General features: G+C 69.6%; 22 protein-coding genes and 1 riboswitch. Of the genes, 15 read left to right on the top strand and 7 right to left on the bottom strand.

Annotation, left to right across the window (positions count from 1 at the left end; genetic code table 11):
• Positions 1-123: 123 nt before the first annotated feature.
• Positions 124-1,308: a quinolinate synthase NadA gene (gene nadA / locus ACZ4AA_RS00480; protein WP_467593001.1), complete on the bottom strand. Its 1,185-nt coding sequence runs from the start codon at positions 1,306-1,308 to the stop codon at positions 124-126.
• Between the two features lie 334 nt (positions 1,309-1,642).
• Between nadA and erpA the strand changes: the two genes are divergently transcribed.
• Positions 1,643-1,999, top strand: coding sequence for an iron-sulfur cluster insertion protein ErpA (gene erpA, locus ACZ4AA_RS00475; RefSeq protein ID WP_037623995.1), 357 nt, complete (start codon positions 1,643-1,645; stop codon positions 1,997-1,999).
• Between the two features lie 173 nt (positions 2,000-2,172).
• On the opposite strand, the gene ACZ4AA_RS00470 is transcribed toward erpA, so the two are convergent.
• Both ACZ4AA_RS00470 and ACZ4AA_RS00465 read right to left on the bottom strand, forming a co-directional pair.
• Entirely contained in the window at positions 2,173-4,275 is a 2,103-nt protein-coding gene (locus tag ACZ4AA_RS00470; RefSeq protein ID WP_467592997.1) for a hypothetical protein, read from the bottom strand.
• Between the two features lie 208 nt (positions 4,276-4,483).
• Positions 4,484-4,705 (bottom strand): hypothetical protein, encoded by a 222-nt coding sequence (locus ACZ4AA_RS00465; RefSeq protein ID WP_467592994.1) that lies wholly within the window; start codon positions 4,703-4,705, stop codon positions 4,484-4,486.
• A 133-nt stretch (positions 4,706-4,838) separates the two neighbouring features.
• Between ACZ4AA_RS00465 and ACZ4AA_RS00460 the strand changes: the two genes are divergently transcribed.
• Positions 4,839-5,813: a carbohydrate kinase family protein gene (locus ACZ4AA_RS00460; RefSeq protein WP_467592992.1), complete on the top strand. Its 975-nt coding sequence runs from the start codon at positions 4,839-4,841 to the stop codon at positions 5,811-5,813.
• Between the two features lie 94 nt (positions 5,814-5,907).
• Here the strand turns inward: ACZ4AA_RS00460 and ACZ4AA_RS00455 are convergent, their stop codons facing one another.
• A complete protein-coding gene (locus ACZ4AA_RS00455; protein ID WP_467592989.1) occupies positions 5,908-7,290 on the bottom strand; it encodes an aminotransferase class V-fold PLP-dependent enzyme in 1,383 nt (460 codons plus the stop codon).
• Positions 7,291-7,588: 298 nt separating this feature from the next.
• Between ACZ4AA_RS00455 and ctaC the strand changes: the two genes are divergently transcribed.
• The 4 genes from ctaC (at position 7,589) to ACZ4AA_RS00435 (ending at position 12,081) form a co-directional block, all read left to right on the top strand.
• On the top strand, positions 7,589-8,554 hold the full coding sequence (ctaC, locus tag ACZ4AA_RS00450) for an aa3-type cytochrome oxidase subunit II (protein WP_467592987.1): 966 nt from the start codon (positions 7,589-7,591) through the stop codon (positions 8,552-8,554).
• On the top strand, positions 8,551-10,284 hold the full coding sequence (gene ctaD / locus ACZ4AA_RS00445) for an aa3-type cytochrome oxidase subunit I (protein WP_339128939.1): 1,734 nt from the start codon (positions 8,551-8,553) through the stop codon (positions 10,282-10,284). Before ctaC ends, ctaD begins: the two co-directional genes overlap by 4 nt.
• Entirely contained in the window at positions 10,281-10,679 is a 399-nt protein-coding gene (locus tag ACZ4AA_RS00440; RefSeq protein WP_467592985.1) for a cytochrome c oxidase subunit 4, read from the top strand. The genes ctaD and ACZ4AA_RS00440 overlap by 4 nt, the downstream gene beginning before the upstream one ends.
• Before the next feature lie 130 nt (positions 10,680-10,809).
• Positions 10,810-12,081, top strand: coding sequence for a L,D-transpeptidase (locus tag ACZ4AA_RS00435; protein WP_467592983.1), 1,272 nt, complete (start codon positions 10,810-10,812; stop codon positions 12,079-12,081).
• A gap of 59 nt (positions 12,082-12,140) precedes the next feature.
• Here ACZ4AA_RS00435 and ACZ4AA_RS00430 read toward each other — a convergent pair whose 3' ends face one another.
• A complete protein-coding gene (locus tag ACZ4AA_RS00430; RefSeq protein ID WP_467592980.1) occupies positions 12,141-12,542 on the bottom strand; it encodes a response regulator in 402 nt (133 codons plus the stop codon).
• A gap of 202 nt (positions 12,543-12,744) precedes the next feature.
• Here ACZ4AA_RS00430 and ctaE point away from each other — a divergent pair, with 202 nt between their 5' ends.
• The 6 genes from ctaE (at position 12,745) to ACZ4AA_RS00400 (ending at position 19,966) form a co-directional block, all read left to right on the top strand.
• Complete coding sequence (ctaE, locus tag ACZ4AA_RS00425; RefSeq protein ID WP_328555967.1) at positions 12,745-13,365, top strand: aa3-type cytochrome oxidase subunit III; 621 nt, start codon at positions 12,745-12,747, stop codon at positions 13,363-13,365.
• Between the two features lie 64 nt (positions 13,366-13,429).
• A complete protein-coding gene (gene qcrC / locus ACZ4AA_RS00420; protein ID WP_467592976.1) occupies positions 13,430-14,239 on the top strand; it encodes a cytochrome bc1 complex diheme cytochrome c subunit in 810 nt (269 codons plus the stop codon).
• A complete protein-coding gene (qcrA, locus tag ACZ4AA_RS00415) occupies positions 14,236-15,303 on the top strand; it encodes a cytochrome bc1 complex Rieske iron-sulfur subunit (protein WP_467592973.1) in 1,068 nt (355 codons plus the stop codon). Before qcrC ends, qcrA begins: the two co-directional genes overlap by 4 nt.
• The gene (qcrB, locus tag ACZ4AA_RS00410; protein WP_467592970.1) at positions 15,300-16,940 is read left to right on the top strand and encodes a cytochrome bc1 complex cytochrome b subunit; all 1,641 of its coding nucleotides are present in this window, start codon (positions 15,300-15,302) and stop codon (positions 16,938-16,940) included. The genes qcrA and qcrB overlap by 4 nt, the downstream gene beginning before the upstream one ends.
• A gap of 183 nt (positions 16,941-17,123) precedes the next feature.
• Positions 17,124-18,188, top strand: coding sequence for an anthranilate phosphoribosyltransferase (trpD, locus tag ACZ4AA_RS00405; RefSeq protein WP_467592967.1), 1,065 nt, complete (start codon positions 17,124-17,126; stop codon positions 18,186-18,188).
• 98 nt (positions 18,189-18,286) lie between these two features.
• Positions 18,287-18,403: riboswitch (SAM riboswitch) on the top strand.
• A gap of 186 nt (positions 18,404-18,589) precedes the next feature.
• Positions 18,590-19,966 carry an aminotransferase class V-fold PLP-dependent enzyme gene (locus ACZ4AA_RS00400; protein ID WP_467592964.1) on the top strand — a complete coding sequence of 459 codons (1,377 nt, stop codon included), beginning with the start codon at positions 18,590-18,592 and terminating at the stop codon, positions 19,964-19,966.
• Between the two features lie 39 nt (positions 19,967-20,005).
• Here ACZ4AA_RS00400 and ACZ4AA_RS00395 read toward each other — a convergent pair whose 3' ends face one another.
• Positions 20,006-20,287: an Lrp/AsnC family transcriptional regulator gene (locus tag ACZ4AA_RS00395; RefSeq protein WP_467592961.1), complete on the bottom strand. Its 282-nt coding sequence runs from the start codon at positions 20,285-20,287 to the stop codon at positions 20,006-20,008.
• A gap of 41 nt (positions 20,288-20,328) precedes the next feature.
• Positions 20,329-21,084, bottom strand: coding sequence for a rhomboid family intramembrane serine protease (locus tag ACZ4AA_RS00390; protein ID WP_467592958.1), 756 nt, complete (start codon positions 21,082-21,084; stop codon positions 20,329-20,331).
• Between the two features lie 153 nt (positions 21,085-21,237).
• On the opposite strand from ACZ4AA_RS00390, the gene ACZ4AA_RS00385 reads away from it, so the two are divergent.
• The 3 genes from ACZ4AA_RS00385 to ACZ4AA_RS00375 all read left to right on the top strand — a co-directional run bounded on the left by ACZ4AA_RS00385 (position 21,238) and on the right by ACZ4AA_RS00375 (position 24,258).
• The gene (locus tag ACZ4AA_RS00385; protein ID WP_261706939.1) at positions 21,238-21,477 is read left to right on the top strand and encodes a hypothetical protein; all 240 of its coding nucleotides are present in this window, start codon (positions 21,238-21,240) and stop codon (positions 21,475-21,477) included.
• A gap of 35 nt (positions 21,478-21,512) precedes the next feature.
• Positions 21,513-22,862: an NYN domain-containing protein gene (locus ACZ4AA_RS00380; RefSeq protein WP_467592955.1), complete on the top strand. Its 1,350-nt coding sequence runs from the start codon at positions 21,513-21,515 to the stop codon at positions 22,860-22,862.
• A 361-nt stretch (positions 22,863-23,223) separates the two neighbouring features.
• A complete protein-coding gene (locus ACZ4AA_RS00375; protein WP_467592952.1) occupies positions 23,224-24,258 on the top strand; it encodes a C40 family peptidase in 1,035 nt (344 codons plus the stop codon).
• The last annotated feature ends 62 nt before the right edge of the window (positions 24,259-24,320 follow it).

Raw genomic sequence — 24,320 nt, 5'->3', positions numbered from 1 at the left:
CACGACGACGAAGAGGCGCCCCTCGGTCACGAGGGGCGCCTCTTCGTGTGTGCGACGTGTCGCCCGCGGCGGCGTCCGTCGTGCCACGCGCGGCGGGCGGCCGCGGCTACGGCACGGGAGCGGCTACGGCAGCGCCAGCATCCGCTCCAGCGCCAGCTTCGCGTACTTCTCGGTCTCCTTGTCGACCTCGATGCGGTTGACCAGGTTGCCCTCGGCGAGGGACTCCAGGGTCCACACCAGGTGCGGCAGGTCGATGCGGTTCATCGTCGAGCAGAAGCAGACCGTCTTGTCGAGGAAGACGATCTCCTTGCCCTCGGGCGCGTACCGGTTCGCGAGCCGCCGTACGAGGTTCAGCTCGGTGCCGATCGCCCACTTGGAGCCGGCCGGGGCGTCCTCCAGGGCCTTGATGATGTACTCGGTGGAGCCGACCTGGTCCGCCGCCGCCACGACCTCGTGCTTGCACTCCGGGTGCACGAGGACGTTCACGCCCGGGATGCGCTCGCGCACGTCGTTCACCGAGTCCACGCTGAAGCGGCCGTGCACCGAGCAGTGGCCGCGCCACAGGATCATCTTGGCGTTGCGCAGCTCCTCCGCGGTCAGCCCGCCGCCGGGCTTGTGCGGGTTGTAGACCACGCAGTCGTCCAGGGACATGCCCATGTCGCGGACGGCGGTGTTGCGGCCGAGGTGCTGGTCGGGCAGGAACAGCACCTGGGAGCCCTGCTCGAAGGCCCACTCCAGGGCGCGCCGGGCGTTCGACGACGTACAGATCGTGCCGCCGTGCTTGCCCGTGAAGGCCTTGATGTCGGCCGAGGAGTTCATGTACGCGACCGGTACGACGCTCTCGGCGACGCCGGCCTCGGTCAGCACGTCCCAGCACTCGGCGACCTGTTCGGCGGTGGCCATGTCGGCCATCGAGCAGCCCGCGGCGAGGTCCGGCAGGACGACCTTCTGGGAGTCGTCCGTGAGGATGTCGGCCGACTCCGCCATGAAGTGCACGCCGCAGAAGACGATGTACTCGGCCTCCGGACGGGCCGCCGCGTCGCGGGCCAGCTTGAACGAGTCACCCGTGACGTCAGCGAACTGGATGACCTCGTCGCGCTGGTAGTGGTGGCCGAGCACGAAGACCTTGTCGCCGAGCTTCTCCTTGGCCGCCCGCGCGCGCTCGACCAGATCGGGGTCGGACGGCGAGGGCAGGTCGCCGGGGCACTCGACGCCGCGCTCGCTCCTCGGGTCGGCCTGGCGGCCGAGCAGCAGCAGGGCGAGGGGCGTCGGCTGTACGTCGAGCTCCTGGGTCTGGGCGGTGGTCACGACACGCACCCTTTCTGTTCTGCGGGTCACCGGGCTCCTGGAGGAGGTCCGGCGGAACGATGCCTTTTCGTCTATTTGACGCTATCTATCATAACCGCTTCACGTCACGTTGACGATGGCCATAGCGTCCATGTGACGTGAATCCCGGTCGCCGCTCCGGCGGGTGACATCCGGGTGTCCGTGGGGTTGTCCACAGGCCGGTGTTCGTGCGCGGGCGTGTGTGCGAGCATGAAGAGAGAAGGCAGAAGACACGAGCACGGCCCGGAATGAATCCGCGGCCCCGCAGGTTGCAACCTGCGGCAAGCAGTCTCCGTACAACCCGGGAGAGAAGCAGATGTCCGTATCGGACGAGACCACCACCGTGAACGACGGCATCATCCTGTCCGACGCCGCCGCGGCCAAGGTCAAGGCCCTGCTCGACCAGGAAGGCCGCGAGGACCTGGCGCTGCGCGTCGCCGTTCAGCCCGGCGGCTGCTCCGGCCTGCGATACCAGCTCTTCTTCGACGAGCGCTCGCTCGACGGCGACGTCGTCAAGGACTTCGACGGTGTGAAGGTCGTCACCGACCGCATGAGCGCCCCGTACCTGGGCGGCGCCTCGATCGACTTCGTGGACACCATCGAGAAGCAGGGCTTCACGATCGACAACCCGAACGCGACGGGCTCCTGCGCCTGCGGCGACTCCTTCAGCTAGTCCGCCCCGGAGCCGGGTCCACGGCCCGTGGCGACGGCGCGCACACGCGGAGTACGGACGAAGGCGGCGTCCCCCATGCCAGGGGGACGCCGCCTTCGCGTGTCCGGGGCCGGTCCGGCGCCCTCGTGGGTCTGGGGCCGGTCCGCCGCCCTCGTGGGTCGCCGGGCCCGCCGCTAGCGGGGCTCGGCCGGTGTCGCTCCCGAGGTCTCGGGCACACCGAAGCGTCCTTGGTGGATCGCCTTGCCGTCGCTGCCCACGACCGCGCGGTCCCCGAGCGGCGCGTCCAGGCGCACCGTCCGCTCGTAGATCTTGGCGATCATGATGCAGACCTTGTTCTTCCAGGGCCTCACCGTCACGGTGACGGTGACCTTGGCCGAGCTCTCGCTCGCCGACACCGTGTAGTCGCCGCACACCCCGCCGGTGAAGTCGACCGCCAGATCCCGGCCGTGGGCCGTGTAGCCCTGGATGCCGACGTCACGCGTGGCGGCCGGTGAGGACGGCTCGCCCGACGGCACCGGCAGGGTCGGATCCGCGCTCGGCGGCGCCGGCGACTCCGGCGAGGCCAGGAACGCCGGGTCGATGGCCGGATGCGTCACGGTGTACGTGTCCCGCGCACCCGGCGACCGCACCTCGAACAGCCAGGACGGCACCAGCGCCTGGCGCCCGTTCGCGCGCTGCGCCGCCAGCCCGAAGGTCGCCTTCTCGACGGTCACCGCCTCGGGCTCGGACGGGGAGGGATGCCCGCACGGCATCTCGTCCCGGTCCTTCAGCGGTACGGGGCTGGCGCAGCCGCCGATGCCCATGCGCCGGCCCTCCGTCGCCGGCGCCGACCCGTTCATCAGGTCCAGCGTCTTGCGGGCGCCGACGACCGGGTACGCGTCTCCGTCCACCGGAGTCTTCAACTGGCCGCTGCCGCCGATGACATGGCCGTCCGCGCCGATCCGCAGACCGGTCGTCCACCCGTACGTGGGAAGCCCGCCCACCACCGGGTCGGCGTTCACGACCCGTACCTGGTTCATGAGCTGGCTCGCGTCGAGCTTCGCGTCGTCCTGGCCCAACGCCTTCAGCACGGGCGCCGCCGCCTTCTCGGCGGCCGCCACGCTCACCGGGGCGGGGCCGGGATCGGCCGGGGAGACCCCGGCGAGCGGGCACATCCTGCCCTTGACGCAGTTGTCGCCTCCCGGCAGGGCCGAGCTGAAGGTCCAGGTTCCCGGGGCGTCCGCGGTGACCCGCAGATTCGGCTCGTTGCCGTCCTTGACGCTGCCGACCGTCCAGGCGTCCCCGGTGAGCCGGGGGGTGCCCGCCAGGCCCAGTGCCGTCGCGAGCCGTGCCACCTCGGTCCGGGTCACCCTGCCCTCGGCCCACCGCACCCGCGCCGATCCGGGGCCCGAGGGGAGCGGGCCGCTCGCGCGGTAGGCCGTGCCGTAGGGGTTGGGCTCACCGGGCGCGATACCGGCGGTGCCGCCCGTGGTCCCGGTGCTCGCGACGTAGCCGTCGAGGGCCAGCCGCGGGGGAGTGCTCTCGCCGGCGCCGGGGGTGCCGGAACGGCCGCCGCCGGACGCCGTCGCGGCGAAGTAGGCGCCGCCACCCCCGACGAGCAGCACGGCGGCTACGACCGAGGCCACCGCGACCGGCGTCCGCCGCCGGCCCCCGGCGGAGCTCTCCGGGTGCTCCCCGTGGAGCCCGTCGACGAGACGCACCCGCCCCGCGCCGGAACCGGTCCCGGCTTCCGCAGTCCCGTCGGCCGCCGCCTGAGCCGGGTCCTCGTCGGAACCTGAGGCGTGGCCCACGCCGAAACCGGTCCCGGTTTCCGCAGTCCCGTCGACCTCCGCCTGAGCCCGGTCCTCGTCGGAACCCGGGGCGTGCCCCTTGCCGAAACCGGCGCCGGACTCCAGGGTCGCCTCGCCCGCCGTCTGGGCAGAGCTCTCGGCGGGACCTTCGGCCGAGCTCTCGCCGGAACCCTCGACCCGGTCCTCGTCCGGACCGGCGCCGGGCTCCGCACCCGCCTCGCCCGCTGTCCCGACCGGGTCCTCGTCGGGTTCCTCGGCCTGGTCCTCGTCCGGACCGGCGTCGGGCTCTGCGGTCCCGCGGGGTGCCGCCTCGGCCCGGTCCCCGGCGGGTTCCGGGACGGGGTCCCCGGTGGGAACCCCGACAGGGGACGCGGCGGTTTCCTCCGGGGGATCCGTGACGGCGTCCTCTGCGGGGCTCTCGACGGGACCCCTGGCGTGACCCCCGACCGGATCGGTCGCGTCGTTGTCGGGTCGCTCGGTGCTCACCGCATCGCTCCTTCGCCTCCACTGCCGTCCCACGACCCGGCCCCGTCGACGACGGGCACCTTGGGGTCGTAGCGCGCATCCCCGGTACGGGGGACAGCGATGGGACGCGGCGGGGGAGCGCACGGTTCCCTGCCGGCGCACTCCGGTTCACCCGTTCGGCGCCGCCGGGGCTCTCACCCGTTCGGCGGCGCCGCGCGGGGGCCGCCGGTCAGTCGCCGTAGTCGGACATCGCGTCCAGCAGCCGCGCCGAGGAGGGCGGAACCGTCACCCCGTGGATGAGGGACGGGGAGACATGAAGGGGGACAACGGGTGCGGGGGCCGCCCAGTGACCGGCCATCCGGGCGCAGTCGCCGCGCAGCGACGCCAGATCGCCTTCCAGGTCGCCGACCGGACCGAGCGGAGCGGAGCCATGGACCTTGAGGTTCGTCATACCGGAACCGTATGCACCGTTGCCGTCACGAAGAAAGATCTACTATCGGGTAGTTTTGGCCCTTCAGGGGTCGCGTGCGGACCCGGTAGCGTTAACTGTCAATCCTCTCCCCTCGCAGGAGCGTGTCCTAGCCGTGCGTATCGCAGTCACCGGCTCCATCGCCACCGACCACCTCATGACCTTCCCCGGCCGTTTCGCCGACCAGCTGGTCGCCGATCAGCTGCACACGGTCTCCCTCTCCTTCCTGGTCGACAACCTCGATGTCCGGCGCGGCGGGGTCGGCGCGAACATCGCGTTCGGCATGGGCCAGCTCGGCACCCGGCCGATCCTGGTCGGCGCGGCCGGCTCGGACTTCGACGAGTACCGCGCCTGGCTGGACCGGCACGGCGTCGACACCGCCTCCGTGCGTATCTCCGAGGTGCTGCACACCGCGCGCTTCGTGTGCACCACGGACGCCGACCACAACCAGATCGGCTCGTTCTACACGGGCGCGATGAGCGAGGCCCGCCTCATCGAACTCAAGGCCGTCGCGGACCGGGTCGGCGGTCTCGACCTCGTCCTGATCGGAGCGGACGACCCCGAGGGGATGCTCCGCCACACCGAGGAGTGCCGCTCGCGGGCGATCCCGTTCGCCGCCGACTTCTCGCAGCAGATCGCGCGCATGAACGGCGACGAGATCCGGATACTGCTGGACGGGGCGACGTACCTCTTCTCGAACGAGTACGAGAAGGGGCTCATCGAGTCGAAGACCGGCTGGAGCGACGCGGAGATCCTCTCCAAGGTCGGCCACCGCGTCACCACCCTCGGCTCGCGCGGTGTCCGCATCGAGAGCGTCGGCCAGGACCCGATCGAGGTCGGCTGCGCCGAGGAGCAGCTCAAGGCCGACCCGACGGGCGTCGGTGACGCCTTCCGCGCCGGTTTCCTCTCCGGCCTCGCCTGGGGCGTCGGCCTGGAGCGCGCCGCCCAGGTCGGCTGCATGCTCGCCACCCTGGTCATCGAGACGGTCGGCACACAGGAGTACCAGCTGAGCCGCGGCCACTTCATGGACCGCTTCACCAAGGCGTACGGCGACGACGCCGCCACCGAGGTCCGGGCGCACCTCGCCTAGGTTCCCCGATCCGGGTCCGGGCCCGCCTTCCGTCCTGCGGAGGCGGGCCCGTGCCGTTGTCCGGCGGAGGCCGGCCCCCGGTGCGCGGGCCGCTCTACGACAGCCGGCGGACGACGTAGGCGGAGCCGCGATCGGCCGGCTCCTCCCCGACGTACTCCTGGCCCCGCATCTCGCACCACGCGGGAATGTCGAGACGGGCCGCCTCGTCGTCGGACAGGACCCGGACCGTGCCGCCGACCGGCACGTCCCCGATGACCTTGGCCAGCTCGATGACGGGGATCGGGCAGCGCCGGCCCAGCGCGTCGACGACGAGCGCGTCGGCGGACGCGGGCACCTTCGTCACCGCCGTCGGCGCGCCCAGCTTCTCGCGGACCCCCGACACCAGGCCCGGGAGCACCGACAGGAAGCGGTCGACGTCCTCCTCCCCGGTGCCGGGCGGCAGCGACACCCGCACATTGCCCTCGCTCAGGACACCCATGGCCTTCAGGACATGGCTGGGGGTCAGGGTGCTGCTGGTGCAGGAAGAACCCGAGGACACCGAGAAGCCCACCCGGTCCAGTTCGTGCAGCAGGGTCTCCCCGTCGACATAGAGACAGGAGAAGGTGACGATCCCCGGGAGCCGGCGGACCGCGTCGCCGACCACCTCGACGTCCGGCACCAGCGCGGGCACCCGCGCGCGGATCCGCTCCGTCAGTTCACGCAGCCGTGCCGCCTCCTCCGCCGCCTCCGCCCGGACGGCCCGCAGCGAGGCCGCCGCGGCGACGATCGCCGGGATGTTCTCGAACCCGGGCGCCCGTCCCGACTCCCTCTCGTCCGCGGGCCCTTGGGGGGCGAACCGGACCCCCTTACGGACGACGAGCAGCCCGACGCCCGAGGGCCCGCCCCATTTGTGGGCACTCGCGGTCAGCAGGGACCAGTCGCCCTCCACCCGTCCCCAGCCCAGCGACTGCGCCGCGTCCACCAGCAGCGGCACCCCTGCCTCCCGGCACATCTGTGCTACCTCGGCGACCGGTTGCTCGGTGCCCACCTCGTGATTGGCGGACTGGAGACAGGCCAGCGCGGTGCCGGGAACCAGGGCCTCGGCGTACGCGGAAGGGGACACCCGGCCGGAGCGGTCCACCTGAACGCGGGTCACCGACCCCCCGGACGCCTCGTGGAGGTCCGCCGCATGGAGTACCGACGAGTGTTCGACCGCTGACACGATCAGGTGGTGTCCGACGCGCCGCCGGCCCGCCAGGGCGCCCTCGATGCCGGAGTGCACCGCCCGGGTGCCGGAGGTGGTGAAGACCAGCTCGTCGGGGCGGCAGCCCACCGCGTCGGCCGCCGCCTCGCGGGCCGCGTCGAGGAGCAGCCGGGCCCTCCTTCCCTCACGGTAGAGACGGGCGGGATCGGCCCACCCCTCGTCGAAGGAGGCCTGGAGGGCCTGCCGGGCGACGGGATGCAGCGGTGCCGCGGACGCGGCGTCGAAGTAGGACACGCCCCCACGCTAGGGCCTCCCCGGCCGCCCCGGGACCCCTCCCGTGCACTCCCGAGAGAGCGTCAGAAGCCATCCGGACCGGGGCATTCCAGGTGCTCTGACAAGGGCTTGGAGGCGAAACAGCACTCCTTCGGGGAGTCGGGCGGCGCGTTGGGCACCCTCCCCGCGCGACCCCAAATAGCGTCCAGTAGGGTTTGGTCCGCATAAACATCCAAACCCCTGCCCGACGCAGGGCGGCGACCGACCAGCGAGAAGGCCGCAGCCAACAGCGCGGGCGAGACTCTCGGGAAGGCGCTACGTGAGTCCCAACGGCTCCGACCGCTCGCCGCGGCGCCCGATGCGGCGGAAGCTGCTGCAGGCAATGACTGCGGGCCTGGTCCTGGCGACAGCCACTGGTTGCTCGTACAACTGGGAAGACTTCCCCCGCCTTGGTATGCCCACCCCGGTCACGGAGGAGGCTCCGCGGATCCTCTCCCTCTGGCAGGGCTCGTGGGCGGCCGCGCTCGCCACGGGCGTGCTGGTCTGGGGCCTGATCCTGTGGAGTGTCATCTTCCACCGGCGCAGCCGGACCAAGGTCGAAGTTCCTCCGCAGACCCGGTACAACATGCCCATCGAGGCGCTGTACACGGTGGTCCCGCTCATCATCGTCTCGGTGCTGTTCTACTTCACGGCACGTGACGAGACGAAGCTCCTCAGCCTCAGCCCGAAGCCCGACGTCACGGTCAACGTGGTCGGCTTCCAGTGGAGCTGGGGCTTCAACTACATCGAGGATGTCCCCGGTTCCTCCGGGAACGCCAAGACCGACCCGAACCTGGCCGCCATCCCGGACCGGTTCAAGAAGGACTTCCCGGCGAACGCCGGTGGTGTCTACGACGTCGGCACACCTGCCTCGAAGAACCCGCAGACGGGCAACCCGGGTCCGACCCTCTGGCTCCCCGAGGGCAAGACGGTCCGCTTCGTCCTCACTTCGCGTGACGTCATCCACTCCTTCTGGGTGGTGCCGTTCCTCATGAAGCAGGACGTCATCCCGGGTCACACCAATTCCTTCCAGGTGACCCCGAACCGTCAGGGCACGTTCCTGGGCAAGTGCGCCGAGCTGTGCGGCGTCGACCACTCCCGGATGCTCTTCAACGTGAAGGTCGTCTCCCCCGAGCGCTACGAGGCCCACCTCAAGGAGCTCGCGGCGAAGGGACAGACCGGTTACGTCCCGGCCGGCATTGAGCAGACGGGCCACGAGAAGAACCGGGAGACGAACAACCTGTGAGCATCCTCAACGAACCCCAGGGTGCCGCCGCCGAAGACTCGTACGAGAACGAGCTGCCGGTGCGGCGCAAGCAGCCCGGCAGCGTCGTGATCAAGTGGCTCACCACCACTGACCACAAGACGATCGGCACGCTCTATCTGGTGACGTCGTTCGCGTTCTTCTGCATCGGTGGCGTCATGGCGCTGCTCATGCGTGCGGAGCTGGCGCGTCCCGGACTCCAGATCATGTCGAACGAGCAGTTCAACCAGGCGTTCACGATGCACGGCACGATCATGCTGCTGATGTTCGCGACGCCGCTGTTCGCCGGTTTCACGAACTGGATCATGCCGCTCCAGATCGGCGCGCCCGACGTGGCGTTCCCGCGGCTGAACATGTTCGCCTACTGGCTGTACCTCTTCGGCTCGACGATCGCGGTCGGCGGCTTTCTCACCCCGCAGGGCGCGGCCGACTTCGGCTGGTTCGCCTACAGCCCGCTGTCGGACGCGGTCCGCTCGCCGGGCATCGGCGCGGACATGTGGATCATGGGTCTGGCCTTCTCCGGCTTCGGCACCATCCTCGGCGCGGTCAACTTCATCACCACGATCATCTGCATGCGCGCTCCCGGCATGACGATGTTCCGTATGCCGATCTTCGTGTGGAACGTCCTGCTCACCGCGGTTCTGGTGCTGCTGGCCTTCCCCGTCCTCGCGGCGGCGCTGTTCGCCCTGGAGGCGGACCGAAAATTCGGTGCGCATGTGTTCGACGCGGCAAACGGCGGAGCCTTGCTCTGGCAACACCTCTTCTGGTTCTTCGGCCATCCAGAGGTGTACATCATCGCCCTGCCGTTCTTCGGCATCATCTCCGAAGTCATCCCGGTCTTCTCGCGCAAGCCGATGTTCGGCTACATGGGCCTGATCGGCGCGACCATCGCGATCGCGGGCCTCTCCGTGACCGTGTGGGCGCACCACATGTACGTCACCGGTGGCGTACTGCTCCCGTTCTTCTCCTTCATGACGTTCCTCATCGCCGTACCGACCGGTGTGAAGTTCTTCAACTGGATCGGAACGATGTGGAAGGGCTCGCTGTCCTTCGAGACACCGATGCTCTGGGCCGTCGGCTTCCTCATCACCTTCACCTTCGGTGGTCTGACCGGCGTCATCCTGGCCTCGCCGCCGATGGACTTCCACGTGTCCGACTCCTACTTCGTGGTGGCGCACTTCCACTACGTGGTGTTCGGCACCGTGGTGTTCGCGATGTTCTCCGGCTTCCACTTCTGGTGGCCGAAGATGACCGGCAAGATGCTCGACGAGCGTCTGGGCAAGGTCACCTTCTGGACGCTGTTCGTGGGCTTCCACGGAACGTTCCTGGTGCAGCACTGGCTGGGTGCCGAGGGCATGCCGCGTCGCTACGCGGACTACCTCGCCGCCGACGGCTTCACCGCGCTGAACACGATCTCGACGATCAGCTCGTTCCTGCTCGGCCTGTCGATCCTGCCGTTCCTCTACAACGTGTGGAAGACGGCCAAGTACGGCAAGAAGGTCGAGGTCGACGACCCGTGGGGCTACGGCCGTTCGCTGGAGTGGGCGACCTCCTGCCCGCCGCCGCGGCACAACTTCCTCACGCTGCCGCGGATCCGCAGTGAATCCCCGGCCTTCGACCTGCACCACCCGGAGATCGCCGCTCTCGACCAGCTCGAGAACGCCGGTCACGGTTCGTCGGCCCTTCCTGGCGGAAAGGAGGCCGGCAAGTGAAGGTCCAAGGCAAGATGTTCATCTGGCTGGCGCTGTTCATCCTCATCATGGGGGTTGTCTACGGCGTCTGGTCCAAGGAGCCGGCCGGCACCACTGCCCTCTTCATGGGCTTCGGCCTGAGCATGATGATCGGCTACTACCTGGCCTTCACGGCCCGGCGTGTCGACGCCATGGCGCAGGACAACAAGGAGGCCGACGTCGCGGACGAGGCCGGCGAGGTGGGCTTCTTCAGCCCGCACAGCTGGCAGCCGCTCGCGCTCGGCACCGGTGGCGCGCTCGCCTTCCTGGGCGTCGTCTTCGGCTGGTGGCTGCTGTACTTCTCGGCGCCGCTCATCCTGCTCGGCCTGTGGGGCTGGGTCTTCGAGTACTACCACGGTGAGAACCGCACCCAGTAGCACGCGCTGAACACACGAGAGCCCGGACACTCCGTCAGGAGAGTCCGGGCTCCCTCGTTTGCCGCGACTTGTGTCCCTCGCTCGGCTCACCCGGCGCGCCGTGCTTGACGAGCGTCCATAGCGTGGACTCATGAAGCACTCACCGCGAATCCGCACGGTCGTCAGCTGCACCGCGCTGGTGGTCTCCCTCGGCGCCGGCGCCGCCGCCTGCGGCTCCGACGACCACCCGCTCTCGGCGAAGCCGTACGACGCGGCGGGACAGATCTCGTTCAAGGGACTCTCCGAGGACAGCAAGAAGCAGACCCGGATCGACCCCGACAAGCCCCTGGAAATCACCTCCGAGAGTGACGGGGGGCGCATCACCGACGTGACCGCCACGGACGCCTCAGGACGCTACGTAGCGGGCGAACTGGCCGCCGACGGCAGCCGCTGGCACAGCACCTCGCCCCTCGCCGCAGGCACCCACTACACGGTCACAGTGAGCACCGAGGACGAGGACGGCGCCCCCGGCCGCAAGGTCATCGGCTTCGACACCAGTACGCCGAAGACGAAGAAGGTGCTGAACGTCGCGTTCGGGCCCCAGACCGGCAGGTACGGCGTCGGCCAGCCCATAACCGCCGAACTCAGCGCCCCCGTCAAGGACAAGGCGGCCCGCACGATCGTCGAGCGCGCCCTCAGGGTCGACTCCACCCCCGCGGTGGACGGCTCCTGGTACTGGGTGGACGACAAGACGCTGCACTACCGCCCCAAGGAGTACTGGCCCGCCCACGCCACCGTCACGGCCCACAGCAACCTCGCCGGCATCAGGGTCGGCGAACGGCTGTGGGGCGGCGACGCCAAGCCCGTGAAGATCACCACAGGGGACAGCATGGTCGCCCTGACCGACGCGGGCACCCACTCCATGACGGTCTACCGCAACGGCCAGGACATCAAGGAGATCCCCGTCACCACGGGCAAGCCCGGATTCGACACGCGCAACGGCGTCAAGGTCGTGCTCGGCAAGGAGTCCCTCGTACGGATGCGCGGTACCAGCATCGGGATCGCCGAGGGCAGTTCGGACTCCTACGACCTGGAGGTGCGTTACGCCACCCGTGTGACCTGGAGCGGTGAGTACGTCCACGCCGCGCCCTGGTCGACCGGCTCCCAGGGGTACGCCAACGTCAGCCACGGCTGCACCGGCATGAGCACCGAGAACGCCGAGTGGTTCTTCGACACGTTCAACACCGGAGACATAGTCAAGGTCGTCAACTCCGAGGGCAAGACCATGGACACCTTCGGGAACGGCTTCGGCGACTGGAACCTCGACTGGAAGAACTGGCGCGAGGGCAGCGCCCTGGTCGCCGGGTCCCCGGACGCCCCGAGCCCGGCCCAGCGTGCCAGGCTGCGCCCCGAGAGCGTGTGAGCCTCGCCGCGAAAGCGGGTGAGGAAGGCCGCGCCCCTGGCGGGGGGCGCGGTCGCGCCTCAGGCGCTCAGAAGGTTCCTGCGGCGCAGCAGGGAGGCCAGTGAGGCGGCGAACTCCACCGGGTCGACCGGCAGGGTCACCGCGGCGTCGGCACGGCTCCAGGTGGCCAGCCAGGCGTCCTGCGGGCGGCCGATGAGCACCAGCGCGGGCGGGCAGTTGAAGATCTCGTCCTTGATCTGCCGGCAGACGCCCATGCCGCCCATCGGCACCGCCTCACCGTCCAGCACACAGACGTCGATGCCGCCCTTGTCGAGCTCCTTGACGACGGCGGCCGGCGTCGCGCACTCGATGAACTCCACGAGGGGGACGTCCGGGGCGGGCCTGCGCCCGGTGGCGAGCCGCACCTGCGCGCGGGTGTTGGAGTCGTCGCTGTAGACCAGCACCGTGGCGGTCGGCTGCATTCTTCCTCCGAGACGTCAGCGTCGTACGGACATCGTGCGATCGGGCTGATCGTCCCCGGCCCGATGCGCGGATGCTACTCCCTTGAACACCTCGTCAGCACCGGTTCGGACACGGCTTCGATGGTCCATACGGGCTGGACCCACCCGGTCAACACCCCGAACGGCACCCCCCGGCGTGAGGGCGGGATAAGCGACCGACATAATGTCGGTCGTGGCGACAGCAACGACAGTAGAAACCGGGCACGCGCACCCGTCGGTCAATCGGCCGAACCTCACCAGCGTCGGAACCATCATCTGGCTGAGTTCCGAGCTGATGTTCTTCGCGGCCCTCTTCGCGATGTACTTCACCCTGCGATCGGTGACCGGGCCGGATCACTGGAAGGAGATGGCAGGCCATCTCAATCTTCCGTTCTCCGCGACGAACACCACGATCCTGGTGCTCTCCTCCCTGACCTGCCAGCTCGGCGTGTTCGCCGCCGAGCGCGGGGACGTGAAGAAGCTCCGGATGTGGTTCATCGTCACCTTCATCATGGGTGCGATCTTCATCGGCGGTCAGGTCTTCGAGTACACCGAACTGGTCAAGAAGGACGGGCTCTCGCTCTCCTCCGACCCGTACGGCTCGGTGTTCTACCTGACCACCGGCTTCCACGGACTGCATGTGACGGGCGGACTCATCGCCTTCCTGCTGGTCCTCGGTCGCACCTACGCGGCTCGGAGGTTCACTCATGAGCAGGCGACCGCCGCCATCGTCGTGTCCTACTACTGGCACTTCGTCGATGTCGTCTGGATCGGCCTTTTCGCCACGATCTACCTGATCAAGTAATCGGGCCCACCGCCCGAAACATCCAGAAGCACCGACGCAGAAGATCCTGACACCGGGGTAATCCGTGAAAAAGCTCTCCGCACGACGACGCCATCCGCTGGCGGCGGTCGTCGTCCTACTCCTCGCGCTGGCGGCCACCGGGGGGCTGTACGCCGCGTTCGCACCCGCGGGCAAGGCGCAGGCCGATGAAACCTCCCAGTCCCTCGGTATCACCGAGGGCAAGAAGCTGTACTCCGTGGGCTGCGCAAGCTGCCACGGAACCGGCGGTCAGGGCAGCTCCGACGGCCCCAGCCTGGTGGGTGTGGGCGCGGCCGCGGTCGACTTCCAGGTCGGCACCGGCCGTATGCCGGCCCAGCAGCCGGGCGCTCAGATCCCGCGCAAGAAGGTCATCTACACCCAGGCCGAGATCGACCAGCTCGCGGCCTACATCGCCTCGCTCGGCGCCGGCCCCGCGATCCCGACCAAGAACCAGGTCAGCCCCGGCGGCGCGGACATCGCCAACGGCGGTGAACTCTTCCGCACGAACTGCGCCCAGTGTCACAACTTCACCGGCAAGGGTGGCGCGCTGACGCACGGCAAGTTCGCGCCGAGCCTGGAGGGTGTCGACCCGAAGCACATCTACGAGGCCATGCAGACGGGCCCGCAGAACATGCCGTCCTTCCCCGACACCACGCTGACGGAGAAGAACAAGCAGGACATCATCGCGTACCTCGACGCGGTCAACGGTGACGACACCGAGAGCAACGGCGGACTCGAACTGGGTGGCCTCGGGCCGGTCAGCGAGGGCCTGTTCGGCTGGGTCTTCGGTCTCGGAACCCTGGTCGCCGTCGCCGTCTGGGTCGCCGCTCGGACCGCAAAGGCCAAGAAGTCATGAGTAGCCAAGACATTCCAGAAGAGAACGTGCCCGCCGAGCGGGCCTCCGACGACCACGGTCACGGCCCGGTAGCCGTCGCGGACGAGCAGAACCCGTTCGCGGACCCGGGGCTGCCGCCCCACGAGCACCGCATCCAGGACATCGACGAGCGGGCCGCCAAGCGGTCCGAGCGCCTGGTGGCCATGCTGTTCGTGCTGTCGATGGTGGCCACCGTCGGCTTCATCGCCTCGTACGTGGCGATCCCGAACAACAAGTCGATCTTCGTGTTCCCGCTCGGGCACATCAGCGCGCTGAACTTCGCGCTGGGCATGTGCCTCGGTGTGGCGCTGTTCTCGATCGGCGCGGGGGCGGTCCACTGGGCCCGCACCCTGATGTCCGACGTCGAGGTCGCCGACGATCGTCACCCGATCGAGGCGGCGCCCGACGTCAAGGCCAAGGTCCTGGCCGACTTCAAGCAGGGTGCCAAGGAGTCCGCGCTCGGCCGCCGCAAGCTGATCCGCAACACGATGTTCGGCGCGCTGGCCCTGTTCCCGCTCTCCGGCGTCATGCTGCTGCGCGACCTCGGTCCGCTGCCCGGCACGAAGCTGCGCCACACGCTGTGGTCCAAGGGCAAGCTCCTCGTCAACATGAACACGAACGAGCCGCTGCGTCCCTCGGACGTCGCCGTCGGTTCGCTCACCTTCGCCAAGCCCGAGGGCCTGGAGACGGACGACGAGGACTTCCAGAAGGAGATCGCCAAGGCGGCCCTGATGATCATCCGGCTCCAGCCGGACGACATCAAGGACAAGCAGGAACTCGAGTGGTCCTACCAGGGCATCGTGGCCTACTCGAAGATCTGCACCCACGTCGGCTGCCCGATCTCCCTGTACGAGCAGCAGACGCACCACGCGCTGTGCCCGTGCCACCAGTCCACCTTCGACCTCTCCGACGGTGCCCGGGTCATCTTCGGCCCGGCCGGTCACGCCCTGCCGCAGCTGCGCATCGGCGTGAACGCTGAGGGCTACCTCGAGGCGCTCAGCGACTTCGAAGAGCCCGTCGGTCCTGCATTCTGGGAGCGCGGATGAGCACTACCACCACCTCCGACTCGCGCCCCTCGCGCGAGAAGGCACCCGCCGGTGAGCGGGTGGCCGACTGGGCCGACGGCCGTCTCGGGATCTACTCCCTGGCCAAGTCCAACATGCGCAAGATCTTCCCCGACCACTGGTCGTTCATGTTGGGTGAGGTCTGCCTCTACAGCTTCATCATCATCATCCTCACGGGTGTGTACCTGACCCTGTTCTTCCACCCCTCGATGAACGAGGTGGTGTACGACGGCAGTTACGTGCCGTTGCAGGGCCAGCTGATGTCCGAGGCGTTCAACTCGACCATGCACATCTCCTTCGATGTGCGCGGTGGTCTGCTGATCCGTCAGATCCACCACTGGGCCGCGCTGATCTTCCTCGCCGGCATGTTCGTGCACATGATGCGCGTGTTCTTCACGGGTGCGTTCCGCAAGCCGCGTGAGATCAACTGGGTCTTCGGATTCCTGCTGTTCGTCCTCGGCATGTTCACCGGCTTCACCGGTTACTCGCTCCCGGACGACCTGCTCTCCGGCACCGGTGTGCGCTTCATGGAAGGCGCGGTCCTGTCCGTGCCGATCGTGGGCACGTACCTGTCGTTCTTCCTGTTCGGCGGCGAGTTCCCGGGCGGCGACTTCGTGGCCCGCTTCTACTCGGTGCACGTGCTGCTGCTGCCGGGCATCATGCTCGGCCTGGTCGTCGGCCACCTGATCCTGGTCTTCTACCACAAGCACACGCAGTTCGCGGGCCCCGGCAAGACCAACGAGAACGTCGTCGGCATGCCGCTGCTCCCGGTCTACATGGCCAAGGCCGGAGGCTTCTTCTTCCTGGTCTTCGGTGTCATCGCGGCCATCGCGGCGATCGCCTCGATCAACCCGATCTGGGCCATGGGTCCCTACCGTCCGGACATGGTCTCCACGGGCGCCCAGCCCGACTGGTACATGGGCTTCTCCGAGGGCCTCATCCGTGTCATGCCGGGCTGGGAGATCAACCTCTGGGGTCACACGCTCGTCCTGGGCGTGTTCATCCCGCTGGTGATCTTCCCGCTGGTCCTGGTCGCGATCGCGGTCTACCCGTTCATCGAGTCCTGGGTCACCGGCGACAAGCGCGAGCACCACATCCTGGACCGCCCGCGCAACGTCCCGACCCGGACCGCGTTCGGTGCCGCCTGGATCAGCTGGTACTTCGTCCTGCTCGTCGGCGGCGGCAACGACATCTGGGCCACGCACTTCCACCTGGCGATCAACTCGATCACCTGGTTCGTGCGCATCGCCTTCTTCGTCGTGCCGGTGCTCACGTTCATCGCCACCAAGCGGATCTGCCTCGGCCTCCAGCGCCGGGACCGGGACAAGGTGCTGCACGGCCGCGAGTCGGGCATCATCAAGCGCCTGCCGCACGGTGAGTTCATCGAGGTCCACGAGCCGCTCAGCCAGGACGCGCTGCACACGCTCACCGCGCACGTGCAGTACAAGCCGGCCGAGATCGGCCCGACGGTCGACGAGAACGGTGTCGAGCGCAAGGTCTCGGGTGCGCAGAAGCTGCGCGCCAAGATGAGCAAGGGCTTCTACGGCGAGGAGGGCCAGATCCCCAAGCCCACCGTCGAGGAGTACAAGGAGATCACGAGCGGCCACGGCCACCACTGATCCCCGGCAGTTCGCCACGGCAGGAGCCCCGTCCACGCAACGGACGGGGCTCTTCGCCGTCTCGGGGCTGGATAGGGTGGACTCACCCGGTGCCAGGGGGTGAGTCCACCCCGCGGCGCCCACGACCGTGTCACCCGCGCCCGTGTCAGCACGACCGCGTGACCCAGGAAACCAGGAGCGACCATGAGCGCTGTGAACCCCGCTGGAGGCGACACCGCGGCGGGCCGTTCCTGGCCCGCGGTACTGAACGGACTGCTCGAAGGCCGCGACCAGAGCGCCGACGACACGGCCTGGGCGATGGACCGCATCATGCGCGGCGAGGCGACCGACGCGCAGATCGCCGGGTTCGTGGTGGCGCTGCGGGCCAAGGGCGAGACCGTCCAGGAGATCGCCGGACTCGTCCGGGCCATGTACGAGCACGCGAACGTGATCGAGGTGCCCGGACGCACCGTCGACATCGTCGGAACGGGCGGCGACGGCGCGAAGACCGTCAACATCTCCACGATGTCCTCGATCGTGGTGGCCGGCACCGGCGCCAAGGTCGTCAAGCACGGCAACCGGGCGGCGTCCTCCGCGTCCGGGGCGTCGGACGTGCTGGAGAAGCTCGGCGTCAATCTGCAACTGCCGGTGAGCCGGGTCGCCGCGGTGGCCGAGGAGGCCGGGATCACCTTCTGCTTCGCGGTCAAGTTCCACCCGGCGCTGCGTCATGTGGCGGCGGCCCGCGGCCAGTTGGGCATCAGGACCACCTTCAACGTGCTCGGACCGCTGACCAACCCGGCACGGGTGAAGGCCCAGGCGGTCGGCGTCGCCGATGCCCGGATGGCGCCCATCGTGGCGGGCGTGTTCGCCGAGCGCGGCAACTCCTCGCTGGTCTTCCGCGGTGACGACGGCCTCGACGAGCTGACCACCACCGGGGGTTCCCACGTGTGGGTCGTCCGCGACGGCAAGGTCACCGAGGAGCGCTTCGACCCCCGCGACGTCGGGCTCGACATCGTCCCGGTGGAGGCACTGCGCGGCGCCGACGCCTCGTACAACGCGGAGGTCGCCCGGCGCCTCCTGGACGGCGAGAAGGGGCCCGTGCGGGACGCGGTCCTGCTGAACTCGGCGGCCGCCCTGGTGGCCCTCTCGCCGACCGGCGCGCCGCTCACCGGCCAACTCCGCGAGGGAATGGAGAAGGCCGCCGAGGCGATCGACTCCGGCGCCGCGAAGCGCACCCTGGAGCGCTGGGTGGCCGCCAGCAACGCCTGATCCACCCGCCGGTCCCCACCGGAGCCCGGCGCGGGACGCAGTCCGGATCCTGGACTGCGTCTTGCGCGGGGAAGATCCTCTGGCAAGATGCTGTATCAGGTCATGAGTGACAGCCATCAGGCCCCGGCCGGCTGTCCGGCAACCCTCCGTCCGTGGCGGGGTGCCCCGGGTGAAGACCAGGTCGTAGGCAGCGAGGCCTACGGCAAGCGCGGACCCCTCCCGCTCTCCGGGCGGACCACCAGGGGTCCTGGTCGTTCGAGGGAGCCTTCTGTGAGCAAGCGAATGCGATAGGGCGCCGAGCCCCGCCTCCGCACACCCTTTTCACCCTTCTCCCGCGCTGAGCGCCGCCTGCGGCGGCCGGCTCGCGCGGTGATCCCGCCTGCCTCTCACAGGAGCTCGCCATGTCTGTCTCCACCGTTGCCGCCGACCAGAGTGTTTGTGCCCCCCTGCCCGTTCTGGGCCGGGATGTCACCGTCCCGCTCGTCACCGGCGGCGAGGTGACCTACGCGGCCCTCGACTACGCCGCCAGCGCGCCCGCCCTCCAGCGGGTGTGGGACGACGTGGCCGCGTACGCGCCGTACTACGGCAGCGTCCACCGGGGCGCCGGCTACCTCTCGCAGCTGTCCACCGACCTCTTCGAGAACGCCCGCAGGACCGTCGAGGAGTTCCTCGACTGCCGCGCCGACGACCAGGTCGTGTTCACCCGCTCCACCACCGACTCGCTCAACCTGCTCGCCGCGGCCCTCCCGGCCGACTGCCAGGTCTTCGTCTTCGAGACCGAGCACCACGCCTCGCTGCTGCCCTGGCGCGACGCCCGGGTGACCTACCTGAACGCCCCCCGCACCCCCGCCGAGGCCGTCGAGACCCTGGAGCGCGCCCTCGCCGCCCGCACGGTGTCCGTTGAAGGGGGCCATGGACCGGCCCTGGTGTGCGTCACCGGCGCCTCGAACGTCACCGGGGAGCTGTGGCCCGTGCGGGAACTGGCCGCCGCAGCGCACGCCCACGGCGCCCGGATCGTCCTCGACGCCGCCCAGCTCGCCCCGCACCACCCGGTGTCGGTCCAGGACCTCGACGTCGACTGGGTCGCCTTCTCCGGGCACAAGCTGTACGCGCCCTTCGGCTCCGGTGTCCTCGCGGGCCGCTCCGACTGGCTGCGCGAGGCCGACCCCTACCTCGCCGGCGGCGGCGCCAGCCGCAAGGTCACCCGGCGCGCCGACGGCGGGGTGGACGTGGAGTGGCACGACAGCGCCGCCCGGCACGAGGCCGGCTCGCCGAACGTCATCGGCGCCTACTCGATCGCGTCGGCGTGCAAGGCGCTCACCGAGGAGGGCTTCGACAACCTGCTCGCCCGCGAGCGGCACCTGATCCGTACCGTCCGGGAGGGCCTCGCCGAGGTCCCCGAGGTCCGGGTCCTCTCGCTCTTCGGCGACGACGCCCCCCGCGTCGGCGTCATCTCCTTCGTCGTCGAGGGCTGGAACAGCTCGCACTTCGCGGCGGCGCTGTCCGCCGAGTACGGCATCGGTGTCCGCGACGGCCTCTTCTGCGCCCATCCGCTCGTGCGCACGCTGCTCGGCAGCGCCCCCGAGACCCAGGGGGAGTGCGGAGCCCCGGAGGCGGCACCCGGCGAGAAGTCCCTCAACGCCATCCGGGTCAGCTTCGGGGCCGGCACCCCCGACGAGCACGTCGAGCGGTTCGTGCGCGCGGTGCGCGAGCTGGTCAGGGACGGCGCGCGCTGGCAGTACCGCACCGAGGGCGGCCGCTGCGTCCCCGCGGTCTGAGGGCAGGGGCAGCCACGCCCGGAGGCGGCGCCGCGTCGGTCAGGAGTCGAGACCGATCGCGAACGCCGCCTCCAGGTCGTGCTGGGAGTACGTACGGAACGCCACGTGCGTGTCCGTCGCCTCGACGCCCGGGATCTTGCTGATCTTGCCGGGGATCACGTCCGCCAGGTCGTCGTGGGCCTGGACCCGGACCATGGCGATCAGGTCGTAGGTGCCGGTGACGGAGAAGACCTCGCTGACGCTGTCCAGCGACGCGATCGACTCGGCGATCTCGGGGATCCGGTCCACGCTGGTCTTGATGAGGACGATCGCGGTGATCACGGCTGGTTCTCTCCCTAGGGGCCGCTGCTGGGGATCTCACCCTACTCGCGGTCCACGGGGCCGGGCCGCTCCACCGGGGGCCCCGGCAGCACCCCGAGGGCGGGCACGGCGGCCGGGCGGCGGTGGAACCGGGCCCAGGCGTAGACGAAACCCAGGGTGAAGCCCACCAGGTGGGCCAGATAGGCGACCCCTGGACCCGAGGAGCTGCGGCCCGCCGCCAGCCATTGCAGCGTGAACCAGAACGGCAGCACCACCCAGGCGGGGAACCGCAGCGGCAGGAAGAACAGGAACGGGAAGAGACTGGTCACCCGGGCCCTGGGGAACAGGTACAGGAACGCGCCGAGCACCGCGGAGATCGCCCCGGAGGCCCCGACCAGGGACTGCTGCGAGGACGCGTTGGCGGCCGCGTAGCCCAGCAGGGCCAGATACCCGCAGCCCAGGTAGAAGAGGGCGAACTCCAGGTGGCCCATGCGCTCCTCGGTCATCAGCCCGAAGACGTAGAAGAACAGCATGTTGCCCAGGAGATGGAGCCAGCTGCCGTGGATGAACAGCGCGGTCGCGGGGGTGAAGGCCTCGCCGGGCGCCCCGCCGAACAGCCCGGCAGGCACCACGCCCCAGCGGCGGAAGTACGCCCGCTGCGCGACCAGCAGTTCGTCCCCGGTGCCGTACGCGGGATCCAGGCCCGAGGCGGGACCGATCACGAAGATCAGACAGCACAGGACGATCAGTCCGTACGTCACCGGCGCAGACCGGCCCCTCAGCGCCCTTCCGGCCGTCGCACTCCAATTGCCGATCATGGTACAGAGCATGACGTAACCGGACGGGTGCGCACAGACCGCCTCGCCGCCGTGGACACCCGAGCGTCGAGTACCCGCCAGGCCGTAGGGTTACGAGCCAAAGCACCGGGAAAACCGGCGCCGGACGGACACTAGAAGGAAAGCGGCTGCCCTATGACGGTTCCCCTGCCCGACGCGAAGACCCGCTGGCGCTGTGCCCTCTGTGGCAACCTCACGCGTTTCGACGTGACCCGCTCGTCGAAGGTCGTCGAGTATGTGCACCTGGACCTGGCCGGTGAGCCCAAGGTCGAGGAGCGCGAGGTGGTCAGTGAGACCATCGAGTCGGTGCGGTGCCGCTGGTGCAACGCGGTGGATCAGGTCGAACTCGTGGACAGGCCGGGCGCCGGCTCCTGAGGGAGCGGGCCCCGCACGGATTTTGGGGTGAACGGATGGTGGAGACCACAGGCGGGGAGCCGGACGACGGCACCGCCGAGGTGCTCGACCGTCCGCTGCCCGACGGCGTGCGCCGGCGGGTCGTGCAGATCGTCTCGGACGGCTTCGGCGGGCTGACGGTGTCCGAACTGCCCGCACAGCTGCGGCAGTACGCCCGATTCGCTCCCAATCGTCGCGCCAAGTTCGCGGGCAACGCGATGGCGGCGGCGCTGGAGACCGACCCGCTGTTCAGACAGCGGATCGCGGAGAAGCTCAGAGAGGCCCAGCCCGAGCTCGTCGGCGCTCTCGACTCGGGCGCGCCGCCCCCGGCCGCGGATCCGCTGGACGTGGCGGCCGCGGCCTACGTCGTGCGTCCCGCCGGTTGGGTCAAGCTCGTGACCGCCGCGGGCGAGGAGGCCCTGCGCGCGGACGCCGAGCGCGCCGACGAGGAGAGCCGCGCCGAGCTGGACCGGCTGCGCGCCGATCTCGCGGAGGCCCGCGCGCAGACGCGGACCGAGACCGAACGGCTGCGCGCGGAACTGGAGTCGGCCCGCAAGGAAGCGGAATCGCTTCACCGCAAGCTGCGCGGGGCCCTCAGCGACGTCAAGCGCGGCGAGGCGGCCCTGCGCAAGCTCCAGGCCGAGACGGAGGGGGCGAAGGCGGAGGGCCAGGCCCAGGTGTCCGCGGCCGAGAGCGAGACGCGGCGGCTCAAGGCGCGTCTGGCGGAGGCCGAGGCCGCGCTGGAGGCCACCCGCAAGGCGGCCCGCGAGGGTCGCAGCGTCGAGGACATGCGGGTGCGGCTGCTGCTGGACACGGTGCTGGACGCGGCCCAGGGGCTGCGCAGGGAACTGGCGCTGCCTCCCGTCTCCGTACGGCCCGCGGAGACGGTGGAGGCGGTCGAGCCGGGACGGATGACCCCGAAGGACATCGCCACCCGGGCCCTGTCCGAGAACGACCCCGCGATCCTGGACCAGTTGCTCGCGCTGCCCCAGGCCCATCTGGTGGTCGACGGCTACAACGTCACCAAGACCGGCTATCCCCAGATGCCGCTGGAGAAGCAGCGGCTGCGGCTGCTCGGCCAGCTCTCGCAGCTGGCCGCGCAGACCGGCGCCGAGGTCACCTGTGTCTTCGACGGGGCCGAACTGGCCGCGCCGGTGCTGCTCGCGCCCCCGCGCGGGGTGCGGGTGCTGTTCTCCAAGCCCGGTGTCACGGCGGACGAGCTGATCCGCCAGCTGGTGCGCGCCGAGCCGCCCGGCCGGCCGGTGATCGTCGTCTCCACCGACCGTGAGGTGGCCGACGGGATCGCCAAGGCGGGCGCCCGGCCGGTGGCGTCCGTGGTGCTCCTCAAGCGCTTCTCGCGCGGCTGAGCGACTCCTCCGGCGTGCTTCCGGGACGTCTTCTCCCTCGCGTCGCGCGTGTCCGGCGATCCGTCTCCTAAGTCGCATGAGCCGCCTACGCACCATGCGTAACGTCTGTGCGTGATGCCCGAATTGGTCATGTCTTCACGCGACGTAGTGTCAAGCGAGCATTACTGCTGGTGAGTTGATGGCAAAGAATGCGCTCCGTGACAAAGAATTTTCAGGTTTGGATTTGAACTGATCACAAGTAGGTCACTAGGGTCGTGCCTCGAACCTCCAACAGGGTGATCACTCATGAGGAGTGACGGTGGAGGGGCACCGCCCGTCGGCGTTTTCGGCAGGCGGCTGGAGGAAGAAGGAGCTCGCCTTCGTGGCGTCCCACCGTCGACCCAAGCAGCCGAGCCGCACCCGTGTGACCGTGCTCACCACCGCCGCCGCTGCCGCCGTTGTGCTCAGCGCCAACGCCGCCAACGCGGCCCCGTCCGAGAAGCCCAACAAGGACGAGGTCAAGACCAAGGTCGACAAGCTCTACCAGGAGGCCGAGCAGGCCACGGAGAAGCTCGACGGCGCCAAGGAGAAGCAGCAGAAGCTCCAGAAGGAGATCAGCGCTCTCCAGGACAACGTCGCCCGTGGCCAGGAGGAGCTCAACGAGCTCCGTGACGGCCTCGGTTCGATGGCCAGCGCCCAGTACCGCACCGGCGGTATCGACCCCTCCGTCGCGCTCTTCCTCTCCTCCAACCCGGACGACTTCCTGGACAAGGCCTCGGCCATGGACCAGCTGAGCGCCCAGCAGGTCGAGTCGCTCAAGAAGGTCCAGGAGAAGCAGCGTTCGCTGGCCCAGCAGCGTGCCGAGGCCTCCGCGAAGCTCAAGGACCTCGCCGACACCCGGGCCGAGCTCGCCAAGAAGAAGCAGGAAGTCCAGGGCAAGCTGGGCTCCGCGCAGAAGCTCCTGAACTCCCTGACGGCGCAGGACAAGGCGGCGCTGGCCACCCAGGAGAAGGAGCGGGCGACCCGCGCCAGCGAGCGCGTCGACCTCGGCACCACCAAGGCCGCCTCGGGCCGCGCCGGCGCCGCGTTCGCGGCCGCCCAGAGCGTGATCGGCTCGCCGTACGTCTACGGTGCCTCCGGCCCCAGCTCGTTCGACTGCTCGGGCCTGACCTCCTGGGCCTACGCCCAGGCCGGCGTGACCATACCCCGGACCTCCGAGGCCCAGGCCAACGCGGGCACCCGGATCTACTCGCAGAGCGATCTCCAGGTCGGCGACCTGGTCATCTTCTACGGCGACCAGCACCACGTCGGCCTCTACGCGGGCAACGGCCAGGTGCTGCACGCCCCGCACACCGGCGCGGTCGTCCGCTACGAGGCGATCGGCAACATGCCCTTCCAGTTCGGCGTCCGGATCTGATCCCCGAGGGCGGGCCCGGCTCCGGTGCCCGCCCTCGGCGCTCTCCGCCGTTCCGCCCAAAC

It is taken from the genome of Streptomyces sp. NPDC024698, from assembly GCF_055559015.1.
The sequence above is the reverse complement of the archived record's forward strand: the minus strand, read 5'-3'. Positions and strand labels throughout refer to the sequence as shown.